Below are 22,743 nucleotides of genomic sequence, written 5' to 3' on the forward strand. Positions count from 1 at the left end.
AAATGTATTACCTGATCAGATACGCAATCGCGCAGAAACCTCTTCCGGCGATTGCGGTGCCTTCCTCAGGAGGTTTGCGGCAAAAACAAGAGCATCCCGCTGCCTCTCTGCTTTTTCGGATGTTGTCTGCAACCAGTCGAAATCAGTAACCTGTGCATATCCGATAATACGCCGGATAATCTCTGCTGCAGCAAACCCGACCATGTCAGAAAAGACACTATCGAGATATTGTTCCTGCTCCAAACGCAACAGGGACGGATAAACAGAAAATGTCGCCCGGGAGCACAGATCCCCTCCGGGCACCTCAGCCTGCCATAAAGCGAGAAAAGCCTTCCGAAACTCTGCCCAGAAAATGTCAATGGCATCGACAATATGAGCCCTCCTCGGAGCCGATGGAGCAGCAGCCCATGCCAGAACCAAATGGGCAAGATACAGACCACAATCAAAGCCGATCGGCCCATAAAGAGAAAATTCCCCATCAATGACACGGACATCGTCGCCACGAACCATGATCGATCCGCTATGCAGATCACCATGTAAAAGTGCCTGAGGGGATGCCAGAAAACGCTGTTGCAGATACGCTACGGCAAGCAGCACCGCTTCGTCATTCTGAAGCTCGGCAACGTCGCGGTCCAGTTCCTTCAGCCAGTGGTTACGACAATGCGGACGAAAGGGATCTGACAGCACGAGATCAAAAGTAATCCGCGTCAAAGTCGTGTTTTTCGCAAAGAACGAAAGATCTGGCATCACGTCTTCCAGCTTTCGCGCCAGAAATGACGAAAAAAATGCTGTGCGTGCGACAAATTCCGCAATCACACGCGAAGGCTCCACAGCATCACCACCGTTTCCCACGGCCTGACGCAATGTCACAAAGTTATCGAGACACTCCATGACAAGCACAAACATATCAGAATCAAATAGCAGAAATACCGGCACCCGTTCCGGCTCGATCTGCGCGACTCTGCGCAGCCAGGCCGCTTCAAATTCAGTACGATCAAGAGGCATCTGCCAGTTCGGATCGACCCGAACATGTGGCAGTGACTGTTTCACACAGACCGACCCTGCCGGACCATGCACAAGAAAAACAAGATTCAGATTGCCATCACTGACTTCCTGCACATCCCACTGACCAGACTCGCCGCCAAGACGAACAACCAGAGCATCATGCCGCGCCAGGAACAACCGGACACCACTGGTCGTCAGGGTTTCATAATACTGCACCACAAACCTGTTTCCTGCCATCGGATCTGAAGACAACGTGTATAATCAAGACGCAATTATTGCTGATGAGCACCCGAAGTTGAACTGATCCCGACATGCGGGCGCCAATTGCTCTCAAGCCAATGCCATGTGACGAGTGAAGGCAAACCCCATGCAATTTCCCGCAGCCGCTTGATAAGGGATAAAGCAATTGAGACCGTCGGAGGCATCCCAAACAGACTTCCCACCAGAACGTAACCTCCTTCCGACACGCCCAGACCGCCCGGCACAGCAAACGCCGCTGATTTGGCAATCTGACCAACACTTTCGATAACGTACCCGGCCGCAAGCGAGCGATCATGCCCAAGAAAATGCAGGATAATACAGACTTCAACCGCTCCGAGGGACCAGCCGGCAAACTGCGCCACCCCGGCAATCACTGTCCGCGATGATGTTCTGTAAAGCAACATGATCTCCTCATGCAGCCCACGGATTCCGTCAACACCAGTCCATCCAAGATGCGCTGAAAGTCTGACCAGCAGTTTTTCAATGACGGAGACCACCCCGAACCACTGACTTCCAAAAATTCCGACACCAATCAGCAGAACAACGAACCCGCTTTCAACAAGTTCGTCCGTGGTTGCCGACCGTTTGACCAGACACAAAAGCACTGCCAGCCCGACGATAGTGAACATCACCTGCGTCAGCAGTTCGACTGTCAGGTCACAGATCGTCGCAGCCGCCGCCCGGCGCATACCCATCCCGCGATGCGCAAGAAGACGTGCCGATACCACCTCACCACCAACCTGCGCGACAGGAAGCAGGTTATTCACCCCTTCACGCACGCAGCGGAGAAGAAAATAATCCCACAGATTCAGGACGGCTCCATCCTGCACCTGCCTGCCACCGATCACCCACCATGATGAAGCCGATAAAAAGACCTGCAAACCATGAAAAACGATCGCCAGAACGATGCCCCATCCACCAGCGGCAATCAGTCCCAGGATCGAACCGACCCCAAACCGGACCAGCATCCACACTGTCAGACCAACGCCAAAACCGGCCGCAAGGATGGTCAATCGTTTCATGCAGCCCCACATTCCTTGTCCGGGATTATCACCTCAGGGTAACCACTGATCCATCATACTCAGAGATCCGGCAAAAGAGCGAAATAAGAAAACCTTCTGACAGTTATCGTTCAGCCTTTAATCCTGCGGAGTAATGCTATGGATTCAACACAAGCCGCAGCCGCTTCCCGTCCCTTGTTATGGATGTCTTCCCGAGACCGCTCTACAGCCTGCGCCTCGGTATACGTCGTGAGAATACCAAATGCGACGGGTGTTTCTGTGGCCAGAGAGGCCTGCATAATGCCAATAGTCGCACCGAGACTGATAAACTCGAAATGGGCTGTATCACCCTTAATAACACAGCCTAAGCATATCACGCCTTCGTATCGATCACTGCGGGCAAGTGTCTGCGCAAGCAAAGGCAGTTCAAACGCACCCGGAGCCGGAAAAAAGTCATCCTCTGCAATACTTATCCCATGTTCTGACAACCATTCGATAGTCCCCTGACGCAGACCGCCTGTAATATCTTCATTGAAACGACTTACAACCAGCGCAAGGCGAGGAGCCGGTGAAAGGCTCAGGTCAGGAATAGATGCTGGTGAACAGGTACTCATAACAATCCTCTCCGGAAAATCCGCATTTCAATAGTTGATGTATTATAAAAAACTGCCTGTTTTACTCAGTCGCGAACAGATTCAGCACGCAGCGAATGACCCATCCGCTGACGTTTGGCGTCCAGATAAGCCCTGTTGAACGGATTGGAAGGAATATCCAGAGCAATACGCTCACGCACTGTAAATCCCCGGCTTTCAAGTGCGCGAACTTTTTCCGGATTGTTCGTCATAAGATCCAGAGTGACTACTCCAAGATCTCTCAGAATCGACGCCGCAGAGGACCAGTCCCGCGCATCTGTCGCAAATCCCAGCCTATGATTAGCATCGATCGTATCCAGCCCCTGGTCCTGAAGCGCATAAGCGCGGATCTTATTACCAAGACCAATTCCACGCCCCTCATGTCCTCGCAGATAAATCAGCACACCACTGTCCACCAGACTGATTTTCCGTAACGCCGTCTGAAGTTGTGTCCCGCAATCACAACGCAGCGACCCCAGCGCATCGCCTGTCAGGCACTCTGAATGAAGCCTCACAAGAGGAACGCTCCCCTTCTCTGATGGATTACCCTTCACTAAAGCCACATGCTCAACACCATCTCCATCGCGAAAAGCATGGATCATCAGATCATTACCACCAAACACACCTGGCAACGCGGCCTCAGCCACTTCCGCAGTAACAGCTGGCTGCGTGCCAGCCACGGCTTCCAGAAGCACAGACGGCAATCCGGTCGCAGAAACCGCCTCAGACAGTTCAACTGCACCATTGCCATTCTGGCTGATCCAGTCAGAAAGTTCAGAAATCGACACAATCGGCAGACCATACTTTTGCCCGAATACCTCCAGTTCAGGACGCCGCGCCATGGTCCCGTCATTACTCATAATCTCGCAAATCACTGCTGCCGCGCGGCACCCGGCCAGCAACGCCAGATCAATAGAACCTTCAGTATGGCCATTGCGTTCAAGCACGCCACCAGGAGCCGCACGGAGTGGAAAAATATGACCAGGCGACACAAGATCAGCCGGCTTCGCGCCTGGTGCGACAGCCGCAAGGACAGTCCGCGCCCGGTCATGCGCGGAGATACCCGTGGTGACTCCCTCTTTTGCTTCAATCGAGACAGTAAAAGCAGTGCTTCTCGGCGCCGTATTGACTCTCGTCATCATCGGGAGTTTCAGCTGATCCACACGCTCAGACGTGAGAGGAAGACATACCAGCCCTCGGCCATGTGTCACCATGAAGTTCATTGCCTCCGGCGTCATGAATTCGGCGGCCATCACAAGATCGCCTTCATTCTCGCGGTCTTCGTCATCCACCATAATGACCATATGACCGGTCCGTATTGCCTCAATCGCGCGCCTGAGCGAAGCGGGCACCGCGTGTTTCACCGATACTGACATACGCTCTCCACATATTTCGCTATTACGTCGACTTCAACATTCACCGGATCGCCCGGCAAAAGTACGCCTATGGACGTGTGATCCCATGTGTGGGGAATAATCATCACCGCAATCCGGAAACTCTCCGTACCGAATCCATCAGGAACAGGAGAACCAACTTCGTTAAGAGTCAGACTGATCCCATCAAGCGTGACCGAACCTTTTTCGACCATATATTGCCGCAATACTGCGGGAACACTAAACACAACCCGTCGGGCGTCTCCTGCGAGATCCACAGAAACAAGTTTTGCGACGCCGTCGACATGCCCCTGCACAATATGCCCGGACAGCCGGGTCGCCAGCGTGACAGCCCGCTCGAGATTGACTGTCCCCCCACTCCGGAGACGACCCAGGGCCGTTCGATCCAGAGACTCGGCGCTGATGAAAAAACGAACACGACCACTGTCACTAATCTCAGTGGCCGTGAGGCATACGCCATTCACGGCGATGCTTTCCCCGGGCATGACATCCGTCATACCGGTATCAACCTCAAGAATGCATGATGCATTCCCGGTTTCAACCGACGCTATACCACCCTGATGCTCCACGATTCCTGAAAACATATTTCTTATTCTACCTGCTCAACGATACGATCATGCTGTTGCGTTGCGGCCAACTCCGGGAATAGCGAAAGCGGCGTCGCCGCATGTCGTTGCCTCACGCTCACGCGCTCTGAACCGTCGGGCGTCACTTCAATATGAAGCCAGTCATCCCACAACTCTCTTTCTCTGATTGCGGCAAGAAGAGACGGACCAGCCTCAACAAGAGCCCACAGCACCCCGTTTTCCGCAAGGATCCGGGGGACACTTCCAATATCGGAACAGCACAGGACATCAAATCTCTGCCTCATGGCATCAAGCCAGCTTTCCGGAAGATCTCTATTCTGACTACAAATCATCAACAAACGCCGCCGCGCCGGATGATCCCGCACGTGCCGCACATCAAATCCCGGCAGGTCTGACCGGATTGTACCTGCCCCGGTAACAATTGCGTCCGTGCTACGACGAAGTCGATGAGCCACTTCAAGAGCTGCGGAAGACGTAAATGTCTTCTGCCCCACCGGAGGAATCATTGATCCCCTTGCATCAGTTGCCTGTTTAATCGTGAGCCAGGCCTGTCCCTGGTTGCTCCACTTCTGAAACGGGGCGATCAGTCCGCGGCACTCGTTAAAAATCAGCCCCGCGTCCGGCACAAGGTTTACCGCGTCGGCAATCCAGCGCACATCCCGACCGGACACCTTCAGCCGCTCCGCGCCTCCTCCAGCAACATTCGGGTTAGGATCCGGGCAGCCAATCCAGACAGTTCTGACTGGCGTTGCCAGAAGAGCCTCAGCACAGGGCGGCGTCCGTCCTGTGTGATTACAAGGCTCAAGTGTCACAACTGCGGAATGAATACGATGCGTCAGCCCATATCCCGCACACTGTTCCAGTGCCAGCGCTTCAGCATGCAGTCGGCCTGCACGATGATGAGCAGCAACAGCCAGAATAGCCCCCTGTTCATCTAGCAGGGCACATCCAACCGGCGGATTTGGAGCCGTGGCACCGACAAAACGACAGGCTTCGGCAATCGCGGCACGAAAAGCCTGCCCTATCAGACTGTAATGAAGGCTTTCCGCCATTCTGCTGCCCACCGGTTCGACACTACGACACATCGATTCAGGGCAGACCAAAGGACAAAACCTCAGACTCCCTTTCCAGGGAGTCTGAGCCATCCGTTGTTCTCTTTCATCCGGACTATACCGTCGGCTCCGGAATTTCGCCGGATCTGCTAAACCTGTCTATTCAGACAGACCGCTCGCGGGCTTTCAGACACAAATGCCTGATTTACCGCCGGTGGGGAATTGCACCCCGCCCTGAGAACTTATCTGCACTATGAAGGATAAAATCTATCGATTGCAAGCACCTTCAGCAAAACGTGAAACCAGAAAAATGGCGCGATACCCGGAGGCTCTCCATCAATCCGCTATGTAATCAGGGTCACCTTTCGCGCCAAACTGCTGAAACCCCTGAGTAGCCTCACTCGACTCAAAGATCGTGATCGTGCGCTGGCCAAGTCGGGTGCCGATGGTCTGGGGAGAGATGCAGACGGCCGGGGCCACCGATGATGTGGCCAATGGGCGTCAGGCTATCAACGTGGTCACAGACGATTTTGAGTACTGCGAGCATGGGGACAGAGAGGAAGGCTCCGGTGATGCCCCACATCCAGTCCCAGAACATCAGGGAAGCCATAACGAGGACGGGGTTTAACGTAAAACGTCGGGCCAGCAGCATCGGAGTAATGGTTTCGCCTTCGAGCAGATGGATGCACAGATAGATTGTCGGAGCGGCAAAAGCGTGCATGACAGAAGGGAAGGCAAGCAATCCGACGAAAAAATAGAGTACGATGCCCGTAAAGGGACCGATGATGGGGATATAGTTAAGAGCGAAGGCGGCGACGCCCCAGAGAAGCGGATTGGGAACACCAACGAGCCAGCACTGAATGAAATTCGCAACGCCTACGAGTACATTCATCATAGTGATGGTGGCAAGATAGATTGAAATATTCCGTTCGATACGGGATGCAATTTGTACGGCGCGACGTTTGTCGTTGAAAGTGGGCATAATTTCAACGAAACGGCGCAGAAGGCTGTCTCCCTGAGCAAGGAGAAAGAACAGCATAATGAAGAACGTGAAAAGCTGTCCCATGAAGGCCCGTGTGCCAAGCAGCAGTGAAGAACCAATAGGAGCCAGTCCCGCAGTGATCGGAGCGACGGCCTGGGGAGCGTGATCGCCAGCTGCGACGCTAAGGAGACTCTGAACACGGTAATTGGTTGTCTCAATCAGTTGCATGGGACCGCGCAGGATGGAGAGTTTAACCTGAGCGGCGGCAAGATCCTGCGGGAGACTGGCAAGCCAGCCCGCGGCGGGAACTGAGACGGCCATGCCAATGGCTGCGAACACGCCAAATATAGTGAGAATAAGCAGCAAAGCGACGATGGCTTTGGGCAGACGGAACCAGTGCGTGACCAGCCTGACGGGAGAAACGAGCATCAGGTTGGTTACGACAGCCATAACCATCGGAAGGACAATCCCGGCGGCTATACGCAGAGTATAGAAAACGGAGAGAATAGTCAGGATGAGCAGGCAGACCTGTGAGACGCTCAGCCTCGTGCGCCGGACGGCCTCATGCATGCGGACCTGCTGCTCGCGTTCCGCTTCGACTTCATCGACCGGGTCAGTGGCGAGGACGGAGGGTGGTGGTCTTTTACGGAGTTCACTGCCAGAGGGTGCCCTTTCTGTCTGGGAACTTGTTGCTTTGTCCTGCATGTCCGCCCGTCCCTTTTCACCGGCCTGCCATCCGCCGCCCCTGTGATCCGACAGAGGCACAGTGCCACCGTGCCTCATGGCCGTCCCGTTTGCCCCGACATAGAGTCAGACACGATGCCCTGGTTTGTGCTGTCAATTCAGATCTGCTCTGCCGTTCAGTTGGAACAGGTCTGACATTCTGGAAATACTGGAAAGAGATAGTTGCGGCAGACGCCAGATATTCTGGTTTCCTGCCCGCCTCGATTTAACTGAGGGATAAAACGATATTTAGCGGACGCAGATCTCTGGCAGATCATGCGTGTTTCAAATCAGGCTTTTTGCTTCGACCATGGCGAAGACAGCAAGGGTCACCATGCAAGTGATTTCATTATCCCGGATCATTCGTCTGACCTCTGTGAGAGGCAGAGTATGGCAAGTAATATCTTCTTCTGTGGCTTCGAGAGCGTCGGGCCCCTGAGTGAGGCCTGTCGCAAGATAAACGTGGCCCCGCTGAGTTGAGTATCCGGCACCCTGATAGGTGACACCGATATGCTGCATTCGGGCGGCGATAAGGCCGGTCTCCTCCCGTAATTCTCCGGCGGCGACGTCATCAGGGATGGCGTCGGGGCGGGTTTCCCACATTCCCATAGGTAACTCCCACATTCGGCGTTGAACGGGATAGCGGAACTGACGGATCAAAGTGACGGTTTTTTCGCCGTCCTTTTCTCCAAGAGGCAGAATAACGGCAAATTCACCACGCTCCACTATGCCATAGAGGCCTTCCTGGCCATTAGGACGACGGATGATGTCTTCACGTAGCTTTGTCCATGGATTTTCATAGGCAATGCGCGTTGATACAGTGATGTAACCACCATCATCAGACATATTAGAAAAAATTTCAGAGCTAAGTGGATTCTGATCTGTCATGTGGGATGGTTTCCTTTCGTCCTGTTCACGTTAAGTGTTGAAGCAACATATTGTGAGACTTTCAAACACTCCCATACCTGGCAGAGGCTGCCGAGGCCCGTGGTTCAGGCGGAGACGTAACAGTCGCCGAGACCAGAGGCAGGGAACGTCTTTTTATTTCGTTTTCTTCCATATGCTGCCATGGCCGGCAGGCGCAGAACACCACGCTATTATATTCGGCTTCAATGCCGTCGGGAGTTGCATCAAATGACTGAGATATCCAGGCGGATATCTGAAACAACTTCTTCCGCCACGTTACGCATTCTCCCGATCGTTCTATTCAACCTTGTCTGTTACATTGTCATCGGCCTGGAAATGGCGGTGGTTCCTCTGTTTGTGCATCGTACACTGGGGTATGGAACGGTTCTCGCGGGTTTCGCGGTGTCAGCGCAGTATCTGGCGACACTGGCGACCCGGACGTGGGCGGGAAATCGGATCGACACAACCGGGGCGCGCGGTGTTGTCGTTACAGGACTGCTGGTTGGCGGCTTTTCAAGCCTGCTGCTGGTCGCGGCAGCACAGACCATATCCATGCCGTTGCTATCTCTGCTCCTTGTGTTGGCCGGACGCTTTTTGCTGGGGTTCAGTGAGAGCTGGGTGGCGGTTGGGGTCATCATCTGGAACATCTATCGAGCTGGAGCGGAGCGTACAGCTCTGGTGATTTCGTGGAACGGCGTATGTTCCTATGGTGGTATCGCGCTTGGAGCACCCATCGCGACGATGATCTTTTTTTATAGCGGGGCTCTGGGTGGTCTCACAGGGGTAGGACTGCTCGCTAGCATGATCATGCTGGTCTGTGTTCCGTTTGCCGCTCGTCATGAGACAACGAAGTCCGCGCCAAAGACGAAAGCGCCATCGTTCATGAATGTCATCCGGGCCGTGATGCCATTCGGAGTTGCTCTGGCTGCGGGATCAATTGGTTTCGGGGCAATTGCATCCTGTCTGGCGCTGTATTTCGACGCAGAACATTGGAGCGGGGCAGCAACAGCTCTAGCGCTGTTTGGTATTCTGTTTGTAATAACGCGTTTTTTTGGTTCGCATATGATCGCGCGGATCGGCGGAGCTTCGGTGGCGGCGATCTCGATGGGAATGGAAGCTCTGGGATTATTTATTCTGGCCTGGGGGCAGACGCCATTACTGGCCGATCTGGGCGCCGCGCTGACAGGGATCGGATTTTCTCTGGTGTTTCCGGCTTTGGGGGTCGAAGCGGTAGGGCGCCTCGGGCCAGCCAACCGGGGAGCAGCGCTGGGCGGATTCTCGGTGTTTCTGGATCTGGCAATCGGGATTTCAGGACCAGGCCTGGGTATGATTATTCCGATCTGGGGGTTTTCCACACTGTTTATGGTTGCCGCATTGTTTTCAATCGTTGGTGTGGGACTCAGTTTCGCTCTGAAGCCAAAGCGCAAGAGCATCTGAAAAAATGGAAAACGGTTTTCATGAAATTAGCGGATGCCACCCCTGCCAGCCCGAGCACAGGTAAAGACTCAGCTCCCGTTTAGCGGCGGGATTATTCGGGGCTTTTCCCTGATCCATCAAAGGTCCGCGCACTTTGGTGAACGTTTTATTGCGCACCCGAAAAGGAAGAAAATTTCGATCCTGGCAGGGCCATATATTTTACTTTACCAGTAATCTTTGAAAATGTCGGAATGAGGCCTTACTTCCATCATACGTTACGGGTTGGCGGAACGTTGTGTCCCTGTATCATGGCCGGAAGTCGTCACGCGGATTTTGTGCTCATTACGGGTCGTGAAGAGTTTGCCTGTGTTCTGTTCAAGGAGGCCGTTCATCAATGTCTGCCTGCATTGCATCTGTCGCCGTTTTTTGCGGCTCTCGTTTCGGTAATCTGCCAGCCTATCGCGAAGCGGCGGTGGCGATGGGCTGCGGTCTGGCCCGGGCCGGGATTCATCTGATTTATGGTGGCGGATATGTGGGATTGATGGGAGCAGTTGCCGATGCGGCAATTGAGGCAGGTGGGACAGTAACGGGCATTATTCCCGAATTTCTTGAAGCGCGGGAAGTGATGCATCGGGGAATTACCGAACTGATCGTCACCTGCTCAATGCACACTCGCAAACAGCAGATGTTTGCCGATGCTGATGCATTTGCGATTCTTCCGGGTGGATTCGGCACGTTCGATGAGATGATGGAGATCATCACATGGAAGCAGTTGCAGCTTCATGCCAAACCGATTCTGATCGTTAATGTCGCTAACTGGGCAGCTCCTGCTCTGGCGATGCTGGATGCAGCTGTTGCTCAGGGCTTTGCATCTCCGGAGGCGCGCGCGCTGGTTCAGGTTGTGCCGGATGTATCGTGCGCGCTGACGACGATTGGCGCTACGGCGCGGAGCACGGCCGAAAAGGCGGAATCAGTTGCCCGTCTCTGAGACGGGACACAGATATTGAAGGGGAATATGGATTTTCCATCGTGCCCTCTTGCGGCGAGCGGAGATGGGCGGTATTAGCCGCCCACCCCATCGGAGTGTAGCTCAGCCTGGTAGAGCACTGTGTTCGGGTCGCAGGGGCCGGAGGTTCGAATCCTCTCACTCCGACCAGGGGCGACAAACCCGGTTATTTCCGTTTTAAAATTGCTGTGTATTATGATGTGGCCCTGCATACTGTGCGGGACAGCCATTCCGGTCTGGCTTGCACTGTTACGTGGTGGGACAAACTGCCCTTTTCCAGGCATGATTTGGTCATAAACGAGTGATGAATCATCTGCAGGGTGATCATTACCGGATCTATGACCATATAGGGTTTGTGATGTGATGTGATGATCCGTGACGACGAACGGGCATCTTGTCGCGTCATCCGGATAATGATCCACCTGGCCGCAGATAGTTTTTCAGGTCTGCCGCTGGAATCGGCTTCGGGAGAAGCGCCATGAAAACGAATCGTTTCAAACTGTTATCTACTGTTATGGCTGTCATGCTGGCTGTCGGTGTCGCCGGGCCTGCCTTTGCGCACGGTGGTGGCGGAGGCGGCGGTCACGGTGGCGGCGGTCCAGGTGGTGGATTTGGCGGCGGCGGGTTCCGGGGTGGCGGTCCAGGCGGTGGATTTGGTGGCGGCGGGTTCCGGGGTGGCGGTCCAGGCGGTGGATTTGGTGGCGGCGGGTTCCGGGGTGGCGGTCCAGGCGGTAGATTTGGTGGCGGCGGGTTCCGGGGTGGCGGATGGGGCGGTGGTCGTGGATGGGGTTGGGGCGGTCCAGGCTGGGGATGGGGCGGTTATCCCGGCTATTATGGCTGGGGTGGTTATCCTTACTGGGGCGGTTATGGCGGCTGGGGATGGGGTTGGGGCTGGGGCGCACCCTTTGCTTTTGGTTCACTGCTCGGTCTGGCCGCCGGGGCGGCTGTAGGTTCGTCCTATGACAGTGGTGACTATTACCAGGGCTCCGGAGGCTACGAGCAGCCCTATGGCAACTATACGCAGGGCTATTCTCAACCGATGCCAGCGCAGAATTATTACCCGCAGACCTATTATCCCCAGAATGCCTATCCGCAGCAGGCTTATCCTGTGGGAAATGGCTACGCTCCGAGTACGATGCAGCAGAACAATGTGGTGACATGCTCGGCAGGACTGTATTTCAACAGACTAACGCAGAGTTGCGATCATCCATAATGTGCGGCGGATGGCTGCTATGTTTCCAGACGCACTGTCAGGCGGCACGGCGGGGCCGGCTGACAGTGCGTCTACCTGAAGTCCAATGCCCCGATGATGGTTCGAAAACGGTGATTCCGTGTCCGGTTGCAGTGGCAATCCAGAGCTGACCTGCATAGCGTCGCCATGCGGTTTTCGGTGCAGATTGTGATACAGGATCTAAAGTCGCGACAGGGATCGGCGACTGCTGGATTTTGGGCAGAGCTTCATAATTTCGGAAGACATGCGATGCGTAGCGCGCACCTTCCTGAGAAGCCGCGTGATAACGGGCGACGGCTTTGTGCCAGTCACCGGTCATGACGTGCAGGCGGCGAAGAAGCTGGCCTGCGGCGACGCCGTTGATAAGAGGGTCGAAACTACTCTCGACCGAAGCAAAGGCATCCGGATGCCAGCCCAGATTAATCTGGAAGCAGCCGACATCAAGGTGAGGCCGCGCTCCGAAAGCGCCGGAATGGAGCATGGTCTCTACGGCGTCCACGGCGAGATCCAGGCGGGCGAACTGAATGGGGGTGCCACTGACATCGACCGCGAGTGGATGGTTACCGCTTTCGACGCGGCCTATGATGGCGAGAAGACCCTGAGGGAGGTCGAGCGCATGCTCGACAATGGTTGCTGCCTGTTCGCAGCTCATCGGTGCGGCCATAGTGGGACGAGCTGCCATGACACGAGTTGTCAGGCCAGGGAGTGTCACTGACAGAAATGTCGCGAAGACGCGCAGGCGAATAAGGTGCGCGGGTTTGAGGCCCATCATGAGGACAAAGTTTAGCCAGGGTTTGTTAGGGGCAGGTTAAGAGTGTCTTACGAACCTGCCCGGCTTCAAAGGTCTGTCCCGTAGATTCACATAAGATCGAAGAAGATAAATTATGGCGATTCCTTCAGGCGTTTTTCAGAAATCCACTGTAGCAGAGAATTTGAAGGTTCTGGGAAGCCCTTCGAGCAGATAACCGTTAAAAGATGAAGTCCAGAAGCGGGAGTTAGCGAGGTTGTCAACGCCAAAGCGCAGGGTAAGAGGTTTGCGCGCGACGGGGAAGGTATAGCGCGCAGCAAGGTCGAAGCGGGTCCAGACCGGGAGATGCTGTGTGTTGGCAGTATTGACCCACTGCTTGCCGGTGTTGACGACACGACCGGTGACGGTCGCGCCTTTCAGGAAAGGCAGATCATATTCGAGATTGCCATTGACCGTGTAATTAGGGATTCCAATGGCGGTATGTCCGTTATCGACTCCGCCGTCCGTGCTGCGAAGGGAGGCGTCAATAAGGGTCATACCGCCATTGAAACGGAGTCCGGGGATGATTTCGCCGTTGACCGACAGTTCCATGCCACGATTTCGCTGAAGGCCGTTCTCCCGGTAGATCTGTTCGCCACTATTTCCGTAGGGTTCGCTATACGCGTTGGGCTGTGAGATCTGGTAGAAGGCGAGGGTCGTGGTGAAACGGCCGATATCGTATTTGGCGCCGATTTCGTATTGCACACTCTGATAGGGTGCGAAGATCTGGCCGAGATTGACGAGATTGGTCCCGGTCGCCTCGGGGCCTTTCGAGAGACCTTCGATGCGATTGAAATAGATCGCTGTGTGTTTTGTCGGATGGATGACAAGGCCCACGACAGGTGTGAAGGCGTCTTTGTCGTAGTGATCGTTCATGCGGCCGTCTGAGTAATAATTGTAGCTATTGTTCAGAATATTCTGATACCGGAAGCCGGCGGTCAGCGCGATGCGGTCATGCCAGAAGCTCATCGTATCGGAGAAAAACAGGCTGTAGAGTTTAGTCCAGTTCGAGCGTGTCGGGTTGCGCAGGTTGCCGCCGGAGAAGGTTTCTTCCGGCGCGGCATATTGCGGGGTTTTGTAGAGGTTGGTGCTCAGTGACGTGAGGGCCATTGAGTAAGCAGTATAATCTTCCTCCCACAAAGCTGAGCCGCCGGCGTTGACCTCATGATGAACGGGGCCGGTGTCAAAATGAGCCCGGACGCCGGCACGGGTGCTTTCATTCATCTGGTTGAAGGGGACGTACATGGCACCTGCTGTGCCATCTCCGGTCTGAGCATTGGTGACGGTGAGCGTGGAGTAGTTACCTTTTTCCTCACCGCTGAGCGCACCGAAAGCACCATAAACAGTAAAGTGCTTTCCGAAGTCATGTTCGATGTTGAGCATACCGAACAGGTAGTTCAGGTTGTTATAGGTCCATTTCTGACTAAAATTGTGAGACGGAGCCGCAGGGCGCGGAACGCCTGTGAGGTCAGAAGCGAGAAAGACGCCTCCACGGCCCCAGTCGACGGCCTGGTTCTGATAATTCATATCGAGGGAGATGCGGGTTTTGTCGTCGTGCCAGTCGAAGTCGCCACCAATGGCGATATCGTGGCGCCGCTCCTGATCAATGGACGTTTCGCCGTCCATGCCGGCGGCGTTGAGGCGGAATCCGTAAGCCTTATCAGCGCCGAAACGACGACCGACATCAAGCGCGCCGCCGCCCTGCCCGCTGCTGGTGTAATCGGCAGTGAGACGATTCAGCGGCGACTCCTCCGCATGTTTGAACATCAGGTTGATATTGCCGCCGATGGCTGAACCACCGGGGGCGGCGCCGTTAAGGAATGCGCTGGCTCCGTTGAGGACCTGCACCTGATCGTAGAGTTGCGGCGAGACGAGCTGGCGCGGGGTGATGCCGTAGAGACCGTTGATGGCAACGTCGTCACCGTCAACCGGAAAGCCACGGATGACGAACATTTCGGCGAAGTTCCCGTATCCCATGGTGGTCCGGACGGAAGGGTCATTTTCCAGAACCTCACCAAGGGTCTGGGACTGCTGGTTGAGTATCAGACTGGAATTATAGCTGCGGATATTGAAGGGCACATCCAGCCCCTTTTTATTGCCCAGCGCGCCGAGCTGACCACCACTGGTGACTTCCATGCGGTTTCGACGGGCCGCTTTGATAATGATGTCTTCACCCTGTCCGGCTTCCACGCCTGCCCCGGGAATGGATCTGGCAGGGGCGGATGATGCCGCTGGTTTTGTGCCGGTTGCAGCTGGTTTCTGCTTAGTGTCGCTGATGTCTCCCGTCGCAGTGGAGGTTGTCGCGGCGAAAGCGTGGTTCAGGCAGCATGAGGCCAGAAGCAGAGCCAGAGCCGGGATTGTACGTGAGGCGGCCTGAGTGAGAGCGGGCGGGAACAGGGACACGGGATGATGCTTTCTGTGACCGGTGGAAGAGTGTCGGGATAATGGGATGCGTCTCACGCAGATCCTTATGACTGAGCAGATACGGGCTGATCCGTTACAGCGTGAGATAATGAGAATAGGTCTCATTATCAGATCTGATGCGGGTATGCCGTCGTGCTTTCTGAAATGCAAGGGGCGCGAGAGATCTGATGGGAAAATATGACGATGCTATCCGGCAGATCGGCTTTTCGCGCGTTTCCGCCAGACCCGGACGCATCCTCCTGAACACGTCATGCAGAGCTTATCTGTCCCGGGTGCGAAGCGGGTTGCTCCCGTTTTTCTTCCCGGCAGGTCGATACGACGTTGTTATGCGCTGCGGGCGGCGGTCATGAGGCGGCGCATTTCCTGGATGGTGGGGGCGAGGCCGTCGAATATGGCCTGGCCGATGAGGAAATGACCGATATTAAGTTCGACGATTTCGGGGATGGCGGCGACGGGGGCGACGTTGCCGAAGCTGAGGCCGTGGCCGGCGTGGACTTCCAGCCCGAGGGCGGCGGCCTGGGCAGCGGCAACTTTCAGACGGGCGAGTTCGCCGTCCATGCCTTCGGCATAAGCGCCTGTGTGGAGTTCGACGACGGCAGCTTCGATGGCGGCGGCAGCCTCGATCTGGAGCGGGGCCGGGTCGATGAAAAGGGAGACGCGGATGCCTTTGCTGCTGAGGGCGCGGACGACGGGGCCGAGCCAGTCGGCCTGGCCGGCGACGTCGAGGCCGCCTTCGGTGGTGACTTCCTCGCGGCGCTCGGGGACGATGCAGCAGGCATGGGGACGGATGTCACGGGCGATGGCGACCATTTCGTCGGTAGCGGCCATTTCCATGTTGAGGGGGGCACGGATTTCGGCGCGGAGGCGGGCGAGGTCTTCGTCGCGGATATGCCGGCGGTCTTCGCGGAGGTGGGCGGTGATGCCGTCGGCTCCGGCTTTGAGGGCGAGGAGAGCGGCTTCAACGGGGTCGGGGTTTGTGCCACCGCGGGCATTCCGGACGGTGGCGACGTGGTCGATGTTGACGCCGAGGCGCAGTGGGGCGGCGGTCATGCGGACTCTCCTCTTGTGGCGTTCAGGTTAGCTCAGATCAGGGGGAGTTTTCCAGAAGGGGTGGGGGTGTCTGAGTGTGGATCACGGATTGTTTCGGGGGTGGCTGGCAGAGGCCGGGTCGCGTGGAGCGGATGGGATTGGGGTGAGGGTAGCTGCGGGGTGATATGGGCCGGGCTCCTTGTGTGGCGATCTGTGATTGGGCCTGTCTCTGTCGGGCTGGTGGGGGAATTTGTTTTGTGTGGGGGCGTTGACCGAAGTTGGGGACGGTGACGATTCCAGAAGGTTCCGGAGAAGTCTGGTTCGGGGGTGGAATGGTTTTTGAGGGGACATCGGTGTTATGGAGGACGGCCGCTTTGGCGGAGGGGGCACGTCAGAACGGATGGTCCGGTTTCCGGCTGAGAACCCCACCTGATAGCGGACGCCGGCTGTTGAATAAAACTGAGTGGAAAGGAAGGCTCTTCCCATGCGTCCCCAAACCAGCGCAATGCGGCCTATGTTAAGTCTTCATTGTCGTTGGGGATATCATCGCTGGCCCAGGCAATGACGCCATCCGGGCGCACCAGGACCCCATTCAGATCGGGAAAATCTTTCAGGGCGCCTGCGACATAATCAATCTGGCCGCAGCACCGTTCGGCTGCTGACCGTCGTGACGCGCAGCAGGCAGCATCCAGAAGCAGGCCTCGTCCGCTCCGAAGATGTTCGTTCAGCCTTGTGCCGTCGGCCAGTTCGAAATCAGGAACGCTGCGGCCAGCCAGCGGATGCGTGCCCTGGAAATCATACCGGAGGTCGATGCCCCACACGCGCCCGGCGAAACAGGTTGCGTCGTCACGTGTTCCGATCAGATCGCGGATTATGGCCTGAAGCGCGCGCGTGCTGCGTGTCGGCCGCATGAGCGCGACCTGGGCGCGTGACCAGTCGAGGATCTGCTCTCCGGCGGGGTATCGTTCCTGCGCGTAGCTGTCGAGAAGCCCGGTCGGGGCGGTGCCGCGGATCGTGGCGGCAAGCTTCCAGCCGAGATTCATCGCATCGCCGAGACCAGGGTTCAGTCCCTGGTCACCCAGCGGCGCGTGAACATGTGCGGCATCTCCGGCCAGCAACACGCGGCCTTTCCGATAGTCGATCGCCTGACAGGCGCGGTCGGTCCATGTGGTGGCGTGCGTGAGGCCGGTGATCGTGACATCGATGCCTGAGAGTCTGCGCAGCACCGCTTCGATATGCGTGCGGTCGATCGGCTGTGTGCGATGAAACGCCCCGTCATCAAAGTCCACCATCGCGATCATGCCAGAAGGCGCGTATGTGTACATGCCTGCTGGTGTGTAATGACGGCCGGGTTTCAGACGAGCCGGATCGGCCAGTTCCGCCTGCGCCGAATATCCTGTAAATTCCGGCTCCGTTCCGCCGAAGCGGATACCGGCGTTTTTCCGTACTGTGCTGCGACCACCGTCGCAGCCCACAAGCCAGCGCCCGCGATATGTTCCGGTCTCCGTGCGAACACGGATTTCCGTCCCGGATTGCTCGAAATCCCCGACCGCACAACCACGCCTGATCGTAATGCCCATGGCCGTTGCACGCTGTGTCAGGACGGCTTCAAGGGCCGCCATGTCGGTCGGGAGGCTGCCCATCGAGCCTGACAGACGATACGGCCATCGCGTTGTGTCGATCTGATCGTGGAAGAACGGGATGCCCGCAAAATGACCAGCGGGGCCAGCGCCCGCAATGATGACGTCAAGACTATCCGGAAGACTGTTCGGCATATCTCTGCTCCCTTGTCGATGTTCGACCGGAGCGTTTCCCAAAGCTGAAACCCACGCGGACGAACGGCCGGACACCCGAAAGTGCCTGCTGTTCGTCGTGGGGATCTGGCGCATGAGACCAAAGATCAGAGCTTTCGTTACCGAAAGAACCTGGGCTTACCAAACCAGGTCATGCCTTTTCCGACACGAAGCGCGTAACACGTCTGAAGATGCATCTGCAAACTCTGGTCTCAGGACCGGTTAGTTTCCTGAACTGAGCGGTGTGTTGTGATTCTCAGTCTTACCGATGGAGGGTGGGCCTGTGAGTGAGTTATTTTTGCTGTCTGAACGTCAGATGGAGCGGATCAGGCCGTATTTTCCTCTGACGCATGGGGTTCCGCGTGTGGGTGACCGACGGGTTCTGAGCGGGATTGTTTATGTGATCCGCAACGGGCTTCAGTGGAAAGATGCTCCGAAAGCCTGTGGCCTGCACAGGACTTTATATAATCGCTTTATCCGGTGGACCCGCCTGGGTGTCTTTGACCGGATCTTCGTCGTGCTGACAGAACAGGCGGCCCGTTCAAAGCGCCTGATGATTGATGCGACCCGCCTCAAGGCACACAGAACGGCAGCCTCCCTGCTCAAGAAAGGGCTTTTCCCCGCCATATCGGACGGACAAAAGACGGCCTGAACTCAAAGCTGCATGCCGTGTGTGACGGTCAGGGCAGGCCTGTCCGCCTTCATCTGACAAGCAGGACAGGTCAGCGACTTCAACGGTGCGGATGTTCTGCTGGCAGATCTGCCGGAAGAGACAGAAGAAGTTCTCGGGGACCGGGGATACGACAGTAATAAAATCAGACTGTCTCTCGCGGAGCGGAACATCACCGCCTGTATCCCGCCAAAAAAGAACCGGAAATCAAAGCCACCCTACGACTGGCATCTGTATAAAAGGCGCCATCTCATCGAAAATATGTTCGCAAAACTCAAGGACTGGCGACGTGTCGCAACACGATACGACCGCTGCGCTCACACATTCATGTCCACAATCCATATCGCTGCAACCTTCATCTTCTATCTTAAAGAATGAGTCCTGAACCTAGTTTCGTTCTTCATGAGCAAGCAGATTTGCTCCAGTACATAGTCACCACAGTGCAGTGCAAAAACGCCGCGGGTTGCCGCAAGCGTCTACGCCACGCATGACTTGGTGGAGTCGAAATTTTTTCCGGCAACAGATATCTATATAAAATTGACTTTATCTTTCCCTCATAGCATCATAAAATCATTAGCCTTGTATTGATTTTTATCAAATTAAACGGCGTTGCATAGAGAATACTTATCGTGGATTTTGTAATTAAAGTATTTGGAATTTTTCTTGTGTTATTTGGCGTGGGGTTTCCTGTCTGGTGGCTGATAAAGAGAGGCTCTATAGAGTCTCGTAAAGGTATCGGCGGGAAGATACTTACCGCTGGAGGATTGGCAGGCTTTTTTGGCGTAGCGCTGATAATCCAAGATAGGATTACTACGCTCAAAACGCCAATTGGCACCATTCAGGCGGCCACAGAACAAGCTGTTGCTGATGCGGGCGATGTTTCTAAATTAAGAACACAGGCGCAAGTTCAAACAGCCACAATTAATTTGGTGGCAAGCGAAGCTACCAAAGCGAAAGAACTTTCCGAAACAGTCGTAAAACAGGTGATGGAAGCTGAAAAAAAGCTCATAGCCCTGGATGCGGCCACCAACTCGGCACAGGTCCTTTTAAAAAGCATAAAAGAAGATGAAGATTTCACAATGGCAGTTATCGGTGCGCAGAACAATGATAGGGAAATGTTTGATCAATTAAAGAAAATTGCAGGCGATAAAAGTAATAAATTTTCTTCTCGAGCTTATGCTGCGTGGAATCAAATATTTTTATCACACAGCCGTTCTATGTATGATACTTTTACTGTTCCTTGGAGCAATAATATTGATCCATCCTCTCTCTCTTTCGATAAACTCTCCACGTTATTTCAAGAAACACCTTCCAGCATTCAACCCGCTCTGATAGAGTACATTTCAAAGCGGGAAGATATTCATAAAGTGGATCGATTGGAATTTATGGTTAATGTAATAAAAAACAACAAGAATTTAATGAATGTAGAATATGCAGGACGATATTTTACTCGATTAACCGGCCAAGAGCAAAAAATAAACCCGATGGCTCTCGATTATCTCGTTTCTTGGTGGGGTGAGCACCGCCATGAGTTTGAAGGCAAATAAATTTAGGCTCAGGCCGTATTAATTTATTGAACTGAGCGGGGTGTTCTGATTCACAGGCTTACCGATGGAGGGTGGGCCTGTGAGTGAGTTATTTTTGCTGTCTGAGCGTCAGATGGGGCGGATCAGGCCGTTTTTTCCTCTGGCGCATGGGGTTCCGCGTGTGGGTGACCGACGGGTTCTGAGCGGGATTGTTTATGTGATCCGCAACGGGCTTCAGTGGAAAGATGCTCCGAAAGCCTGTGGCCTGCACAGGACTTTATATAATCGCTTTATCCGGTGGACCCGCCTGGGTGTCTTTGACCGGATCTTCGTCGTGCTGACAGAACAGGCGGCCCGTTCAAAGCGCCTGATGATTGATGCGACCCGCCTCAAGGCACACAGAACGGCAGCCTCCCTGCTCAAGAAAGGGCTTTTCCCCGCCATATCGGACGGACAAAACACGGTCTGAACTCAACGTGTGTGATGGGCAGGGCGACCCGTCCGCCTTATAAAAAGCGCCACCTCATCGAAAACATGGTCGCAAAACTCAAAGAGCTGCGATCATACCTCCCTGTCCGCACTCCACATCGCAGCAAGCTTCCTCTTCCATCTCAGGGAATAAGCCCTGAGCGTGAGGCGGGGAAGCAGAAGGTCCGGTCATAGTTGATCTGAAAACATAACCGGACGGGCTTAGTCAGCCAGAATCAGGTCAGGACATCTGCAGGATTTTGGGGGAAATATCGAAAATCCGGCAAGATGCATGACCCATTCGATTACAGTCCAGGCAGAATATTCACTCTCTGTCGCGCCATGCCAGAAGGCAGAGGGCCTGCATGCATACTGCCCCAAGCGGTAGCCAGATAAATCCAGCCATAATCCAGAACGACAGATCCGGTGGCTGTGTAACCCCGCCCTCGACGTAATGGCCTTGTGACAGGAACTGCGCCAGAACGAAGCCGGTCAGCCCCATCGCCAGTTTCGTGACCCATGTGTTGATCGAATAGGCCAGACCAGCCGATCCGGTCGAAGTCTTCGGATCGCCATCATCGACGGCTTCCGCGAGCAAGGTGTAATAGAACGGAGACATCACGCCCTGAGCCAGTGCCAGAAGAGCTATGGACAGGAAAAAGCCTGTCATGGACGCGCCCGCCACAGCCATCGCCAGATAGGCTGCTCCTTGTGCGATCAGGCACATGATCCCGCTGCGGACAGTCCCCAGCCGTCTGGCAAGCGGCAGGCAGGCGGGCACGCCCGCAAATAACAGGACGGTGATGAAGGTAATGATATTGGCGCCCAGTTGCTCCGTGCCACCAAGAACGATCCGGGCATAATACAGGGCAAACCCGAACAGGGCCGCCTGCCCCACGAAATAGAAGAATGCGAGAAGGTTGCTCAGCACCCATCGCCGGTTTCCCAGAAGGTGGCGCAGCGTGACCAGAAGATCCTGCCGGACGGGTGCTGGCGGATGCCTGACGGTGCAGCCGCGCGCCACGCACAGCCACAGGATGCTGCCCAGAACCGACAGAGCCAGCACATAGACGGCCATGCCATACCGATGCTGCGCTGCGCTTTCGCCTCCACCCAGCCAGGTGATGGCGGGAATGGTCAGCAGCGCCACAAGCAGCGATCCGGCCTGACAGCCCATCATACGGAACGCATTCAGGCTAACGCGCTGTGTAGCGGAACGGCTCATCATGACGGCCAGCGCACCATAGGGCGTATTGATGCAGGAATAGATGGCACCAAACACGATATAGGTCGCTCCGGCCCACACAACTTTCCCCGTGGGCGAAAGCGGCAGGGCCAGAAAGCACAGAAAGCCCGTTATGCCGAACGGAATGGCAAGGAAGCGTATCAGGCGCGGCACGAACAGGCCGCCGATACGGTCAACCACATAGCCGATGGCCGGATCGCAGAAGGCATCCACAACACGGGCCACCAGCAGTATCCACGATACGGCAAGCAGCGGCAGACCATATATGTCTGTATAATAATACATCAGGTAGGATGACGTCATGCCCCACATCATGTTGGAGGCAGCATCACCACAGCCGTAGGCCATCTTTTCTTTCACGGAAAGCGCCTGCCTGGTCGACATTATTCTGCTTTCCCTCAGGTTTCAGGCCAGGCATTACGCTATCATGTGGTTATGAAACGACAAGCCGGGCCGGACGCCATCAACTATACTTCCAACGATCGGCCAGCTTTCAGAGCCCGATTCGAAAGTTTTTTAAGCTTGACAATGCCTTGCTGTCCGTCGTGTGAGCATGCGGATCGAGGCGATCAATGTCCATGCGGTTGAGGACGCAATGGATTGT

General features: G+C 55.3%; 17 protein-coding genes, 1 tRNA gene, 3 pseudogenes and 1 riboswitch. Of the genes and pseudogenes, 7 read left to right on the plus strand and 14 right to left on the minus strand.

Translation table 11 applies throughout. The features are described 5' to 3' along the window. Positions 1-15 precede the first annotated feature (15 nt). The 8 genes from mtnK to GOB85_RS13325 all read right to left on the minus strand — a co-directional run bounded on the left by mtnK (position 16) and on the right by GOB85_RS13325 (position 8,525). Positions 16-1,224, minus strand: a complete 1,209-nt coding sequence (gene mtnK, locus GOB85_RS13290; protein WP_173577970.1) for an S-methyl-5-thioribose kinase — start codon at positions 1,222-1,224, stop codon at positions 16-18. Between the two features lie 53 nt (positions 1,225-1,277). Continuing rightward, on the minus strand, positions 1,278-2,288 hold the full coding sequence (locus GOB85_RS13295) for a flippase-like domain-containing protein (RefSeq protein ID WP_173577969.1): 1,011 nt from the start codon (positions 2,286-2,288) through the stop codon (positions 1,278-1,280). A 110-nt stretch (positions 2,289-2,398) separates the two neighbouring features. Continuing rightward, positions 2,399-2,881 carry a 6,7-dimethyl-8-ribityllumazine synthase gene (ribH, locus tag GOB85_RS13300; RefSeq protein ID WP_173577968.1) on the minus strand — a complete coding sequence of 161 codons (483 nt, stop codon included), beginning with the start codon at positions 2,879-2,881 and terminating at the stop codon, positions 2,399-2,401. A 65-nt stretch (positions 2,882-2,946) separates the two neighbouring features. Beyond that, complete coding sequence (gene ribB, locus GOB85_RS13305; RefSeq protein WP_173577967.1) at positions 2,947-4,275, minus strand: 3,4-dihydroxy-2-butanone-4-phosphate synthase; 1,329 nt, start codon at positions 4,273-4,275, stop codon at positions 2,947-2,949. After that, positions 4,260-4,877 carry a riboflavin synthase gene (locus GOB85_RS13310; RefSeq protein ID WP_173577966.1) on the minus strand — a complete coding sequence of 206 codons (618 nt, stop codon included), beginning with the start codon at positions 4,875-4,877 and terminating at the stop codon, positions 4,260-4,262. Before GOB85_RS13310 ends, ribB begins: the two co-directional genes overlap by 16 nt. Positions 4,878-4,882: 5 nt before the next feature. After that, positions 4,883-5,932 (minus strand): bifunctional diaminohydroxyphosphoribosylaminopyrimidine deaminase/5-amino-6-(5-phosphoribosylamino)uracil reductase RibD, encoded by a 1,050-nt coding sequence (locus GOB85_RS13315; RefSeq protein ID WP_173577965.1) that lies wholly within the window; start codon positions 5,930-5,932, stop codon positions 4,883-4,885. A 94-nt stretch (positions 5,933-6,026) separates the two neighbouring features. Continuing rightward, positions 6,027-6,178, minus strand: a riboswitch (FMN riboswitch). Positions 6,179-6,338: 160 nt separating this feature from the next. Beyond that, positions 6,339-7,619 carry an AI-2E family transporter gene (locus GOB85_RS13320; RefSeq protein WP_173577964.1) on the minus strand — a complete coding sequence of 427 codons (1,281 nt, stop codon included), beginning with the start codon at positions 7,617-7,619 and terminating at the stop codon, positions 6,339-6,341. A gap of 303 nt (positions 7,620-7,922) precedes the next feature. Next, the gene (locus tag GOB85_RS13325) at positions 7,923-8,525 is read right to left on the minus strand and encodes an NUDIX domain-containing protein (protein ID WP_173577963.1); all 603 of its coding nucleotides are present in this window, start codon (positions 8,523-8,525) and stop codon (positions 7,923-7,925) included. Positions 8,526-8,771: 246 nt separating this feature from the next. On the opposite strand from GOB85_RS13325, the gene GOB85_RS13330 reads away from it, so the two are divergent. From GOB85_RS13330 to GOB85_RS13345, 4 genes are all read left to right on the plus strand, one after another. Beyond that, positions 8,772-9,980 carry an MFS transporter gene (locus GOB85_RS13330; protein WP_173577962.1) on the plus strand — a complete coding sequence of 403 codons (1,209 nt, stop codon included), beginning with the start codon at positions 8,772-8,774 and terminating at the stop codon, positions 9,978-9,980. A gap of 373 nt (positions 9,981-10,353) precedes the next feature. Then, positions 10,354-10,947, plus strand: coding sequence for an LOG family protein (locus GOB85_RS13335; protein ID WP_173577961.1), 594 nt, complete (start codon positions 10,354-10,356; stop codon positions 10,945-10,947). A gap of 91 nt (positions 10,948-11,038) precedes the next feature. Beyond that, a tRNA-Pro gene (locus tag GOB85_RS13340) sits at positions 11,039-11,115 on the plus strand. A gap of 328 nt (positions 11,116-11,443) precedes the next feature. Further along, positions 11,444-12,178, plus strand: coding sequence for a hypothetical protein (locus GOB85_RS13345; RefSeq protein WP_173577960.1), 735 nt, complete (start codon positions 11,444-11,446; stop codon positions 12,176-12,178). Positions 12,179-12,215: 37 nt separating this feature from the next. Here GOB85_RS13345 and GOB85_RS13350 read toward each other — a convergent pair whose 3' ends face one another. The 4 genes from GOB85_RS13350 to GOB85_RS13365 all read right to left on the minus strand — a co-directional run bounded on the left by GOB85_RS13350 (position 12,216) and on the right by GOB85_RS13365 (position 18,211). Continuing rightward, positions 12,216-12,968 carry a transglycosylase SLT domain-containing protein gene (locus GOB85_RS13350; RefSeq protein ID WP_242011501.1) on the minus strand — a complete coding sequence of 251 codons (753 nt, stop codon included), beginning with the start codon at positions 12,966-12,968 and terminating at the stop codon, positions 12,216-12,218. 135 nt (positions 12,969-13,103) lie between these two features. Continuing rightward, positions 13,104-15,386, minus strand: a complete 2,283-nt coding sequence (locus GOB85_RS13355; RefSeq protein WP_338421733.1) for a TonB-dependent receptor — start codon at positions 15,384-15,386, stop codon at positions 13,104-13,106. Positions 15,387-15,731: 345 nt separating this feature from the next. Then, complete coding sequence (locus GOB85_RS13360) at positions 15,732-16,457, minus strand: pyridoxine 5'-phosphate synthase (protein WP_173577959.1); 726 nt, start codon at positions 16,455-16,457, stop codon at positions 15,732-15,734. A gap of 491 nt (positions 16,458-16,948) precedes the next feature. Continuing rightward, complete coding sequence (locus tag GOB85_RS13365) at positions 16,949-18,211, minus strand: FAD-dependent monooxygenase (protein WP_242011502.1); 1,263 nt, start codon at positions 18,209-18,211, stop codon at positions 16,949-16,951. 301 nt (positions 18,212-18,512) lie between these two features. Here GOB85_RS13365 and GOB85_RS13370 point away from each other — a divergent pair. From GOB85_RS13370 to GOB85_RS13380, 3 genes and pseudogenes are all read left to right on the plus strand, one after another. Then, positions 18,513-19,277, plus strand: a pseudogene (locus GOB85_RS13370) (IS5 family transposase). A 251-nt stretch (positions 19,278-19,528) separates the two neighbouring features. Then, complete coding sequence (locus GOB85_RS13375) at positions 19,529-20,446, plus strand: hypothetical protein (RefSeq protein WP_173577957.1); 918 nt, start codon at positions 19,529-19,531, stop codon at positions 20,444-20,446. A gap of 79 nt (positions 20,447-20,525) precedes the next feature. Then, positions 20,526-20,899, plus strand: a pseudogene (locus GOB85_RS13380) (transposase); the annotation flags it as partial. A gap of 319 nt (positions 20,900-21,218) precedes the next feature. Here GOB85_RS13380 and GOB85_RS13385 read toward each other — a convergent pair. Together GOB85_RS13385 and GOB85_RS13390 are read right to left on the minus strand one after the other, a co-directional pair. Then, positions 21,219-22,523, minus strand: a complete 1,305-nt coding sequence (locus tag GOB85_RS13385) for an MFS transporter (RefSeq protein ID WP_173577956.1) — start codon at positions 22,521-22,523, stop codon at positions 21,219-21,221. A gap of 132 nt (positions 22,524-22,655) precedes the next feature. Beyond that, a pseudogene (locus tag GOB85_RS13390) lies at positions 22,656-22,743 on the minus strand (IS5/IS1182 family transposase); the annotation flags it as partial.

Source organism: Acetobacter fallax, assembly GCF_011516735.1.
Classification (GTDB): domain Bacteria; phylum Pseudomonadota; class Alphaproteobacteria; order Acetobacterales; family Acetobacteraceae; genus Acetobacter; species Acetobacter fallax.

Coding starts and splice junctions, on each gene's coding strand:
- GOB85_RS13325 (WP_173577963.1), bottom strand. CDS start 8,525: ATGACAGATCAGAATCCACTTAGCTCTGAAATTTTTTCTAATATGTCT.
- GOB85_RS13295 (WP_173577969.1), bottom strand. CDS start 2,288: ATGAAACGATTGACCATCCTTGCGGCCGGTTTTGGCGTTGGTCTGACA.
- GOB85_RS13365 (WP_242011502.1), bottom strand. CDS start 18,211: ATGCCGAACAGTCTTCCGGATAGTCTTGACGTCATCATTGCGGGCGCT.
- GOB85_RS13360 (WP_173577959.1), bottom strand. CDS start 16,457: ATGACCGCCGCCCCACTGCGCCTCGGCGTCAACATCGACCACGTCGCC.
- ribB (WP_173577967.1), bottom strand. CDS start 4,275: ATGTCAGTATCGGTGAAACACGCGGTGCCCGCTTCGCTCAGGCGCGCG.
- GOB85_RS13345 (WP_173577960.1), top strand. CDS start 11,444: ATGAAAACGAATCGTTTCAAACTGTTATCTACTGTTATGGCTGTCATG.
- GOB85_RS13350 (WP_242011501.1), bottom strand. CDS start 12,968: ATGATGGGCCTCAAACCCGCGCACCTTATTCGCCTGCGCGTCTTCGCG.
- GOB85_RS13315 (WP_173577965.1), bottom strand. CDS start 5,932: ATGGCGGAAAGCCTTCATTACAGTCTGATAGGGCAGGCTTTTCGTGCC.
- GOB85_RS13335 (WP_173577961.1), top strand. CDS start 10,354: ATGTCTGCCTGCATTGCATCTGTCGCCGTTTTTTGCGGCTCTCGTTTC.
- ribH (WP_173577968.1), bottom strand. CDS start 2,881: ATGAGTACCTGTTCACCAGCATCTATTCCTGACCTGAGCCTTTCACCG.
- GOB85_RS13385 (WP_173577956.1), bottom strand. CDS start 22,523: ATGTCGACCAGGCAGGCGCTTTCCGTGAAAGAAAAGATGGCCTACGGC.
- GOB85_RS13310 (WP_173577966.1), bottom strand. CDS start 4,877: ATGTTTTCAGGAATCGTGGAGCATCAGGGTGGTATAGCGTCGGTTGAA.
- GOB85_RS13330 (WP_173577962.1), top strand. CDS start 8,772: ATGACTGAGATATCCAGGCGGATATCTGAAACAACTTCTTCCGCCACG.
- GOB85_RS13320 (WP_173577964.1), bottom strand. CDS start 7,619: ATGCAGGACAAAGCAACAAGTTCCCAGACAGAAAGGGCACCCTCTGGC.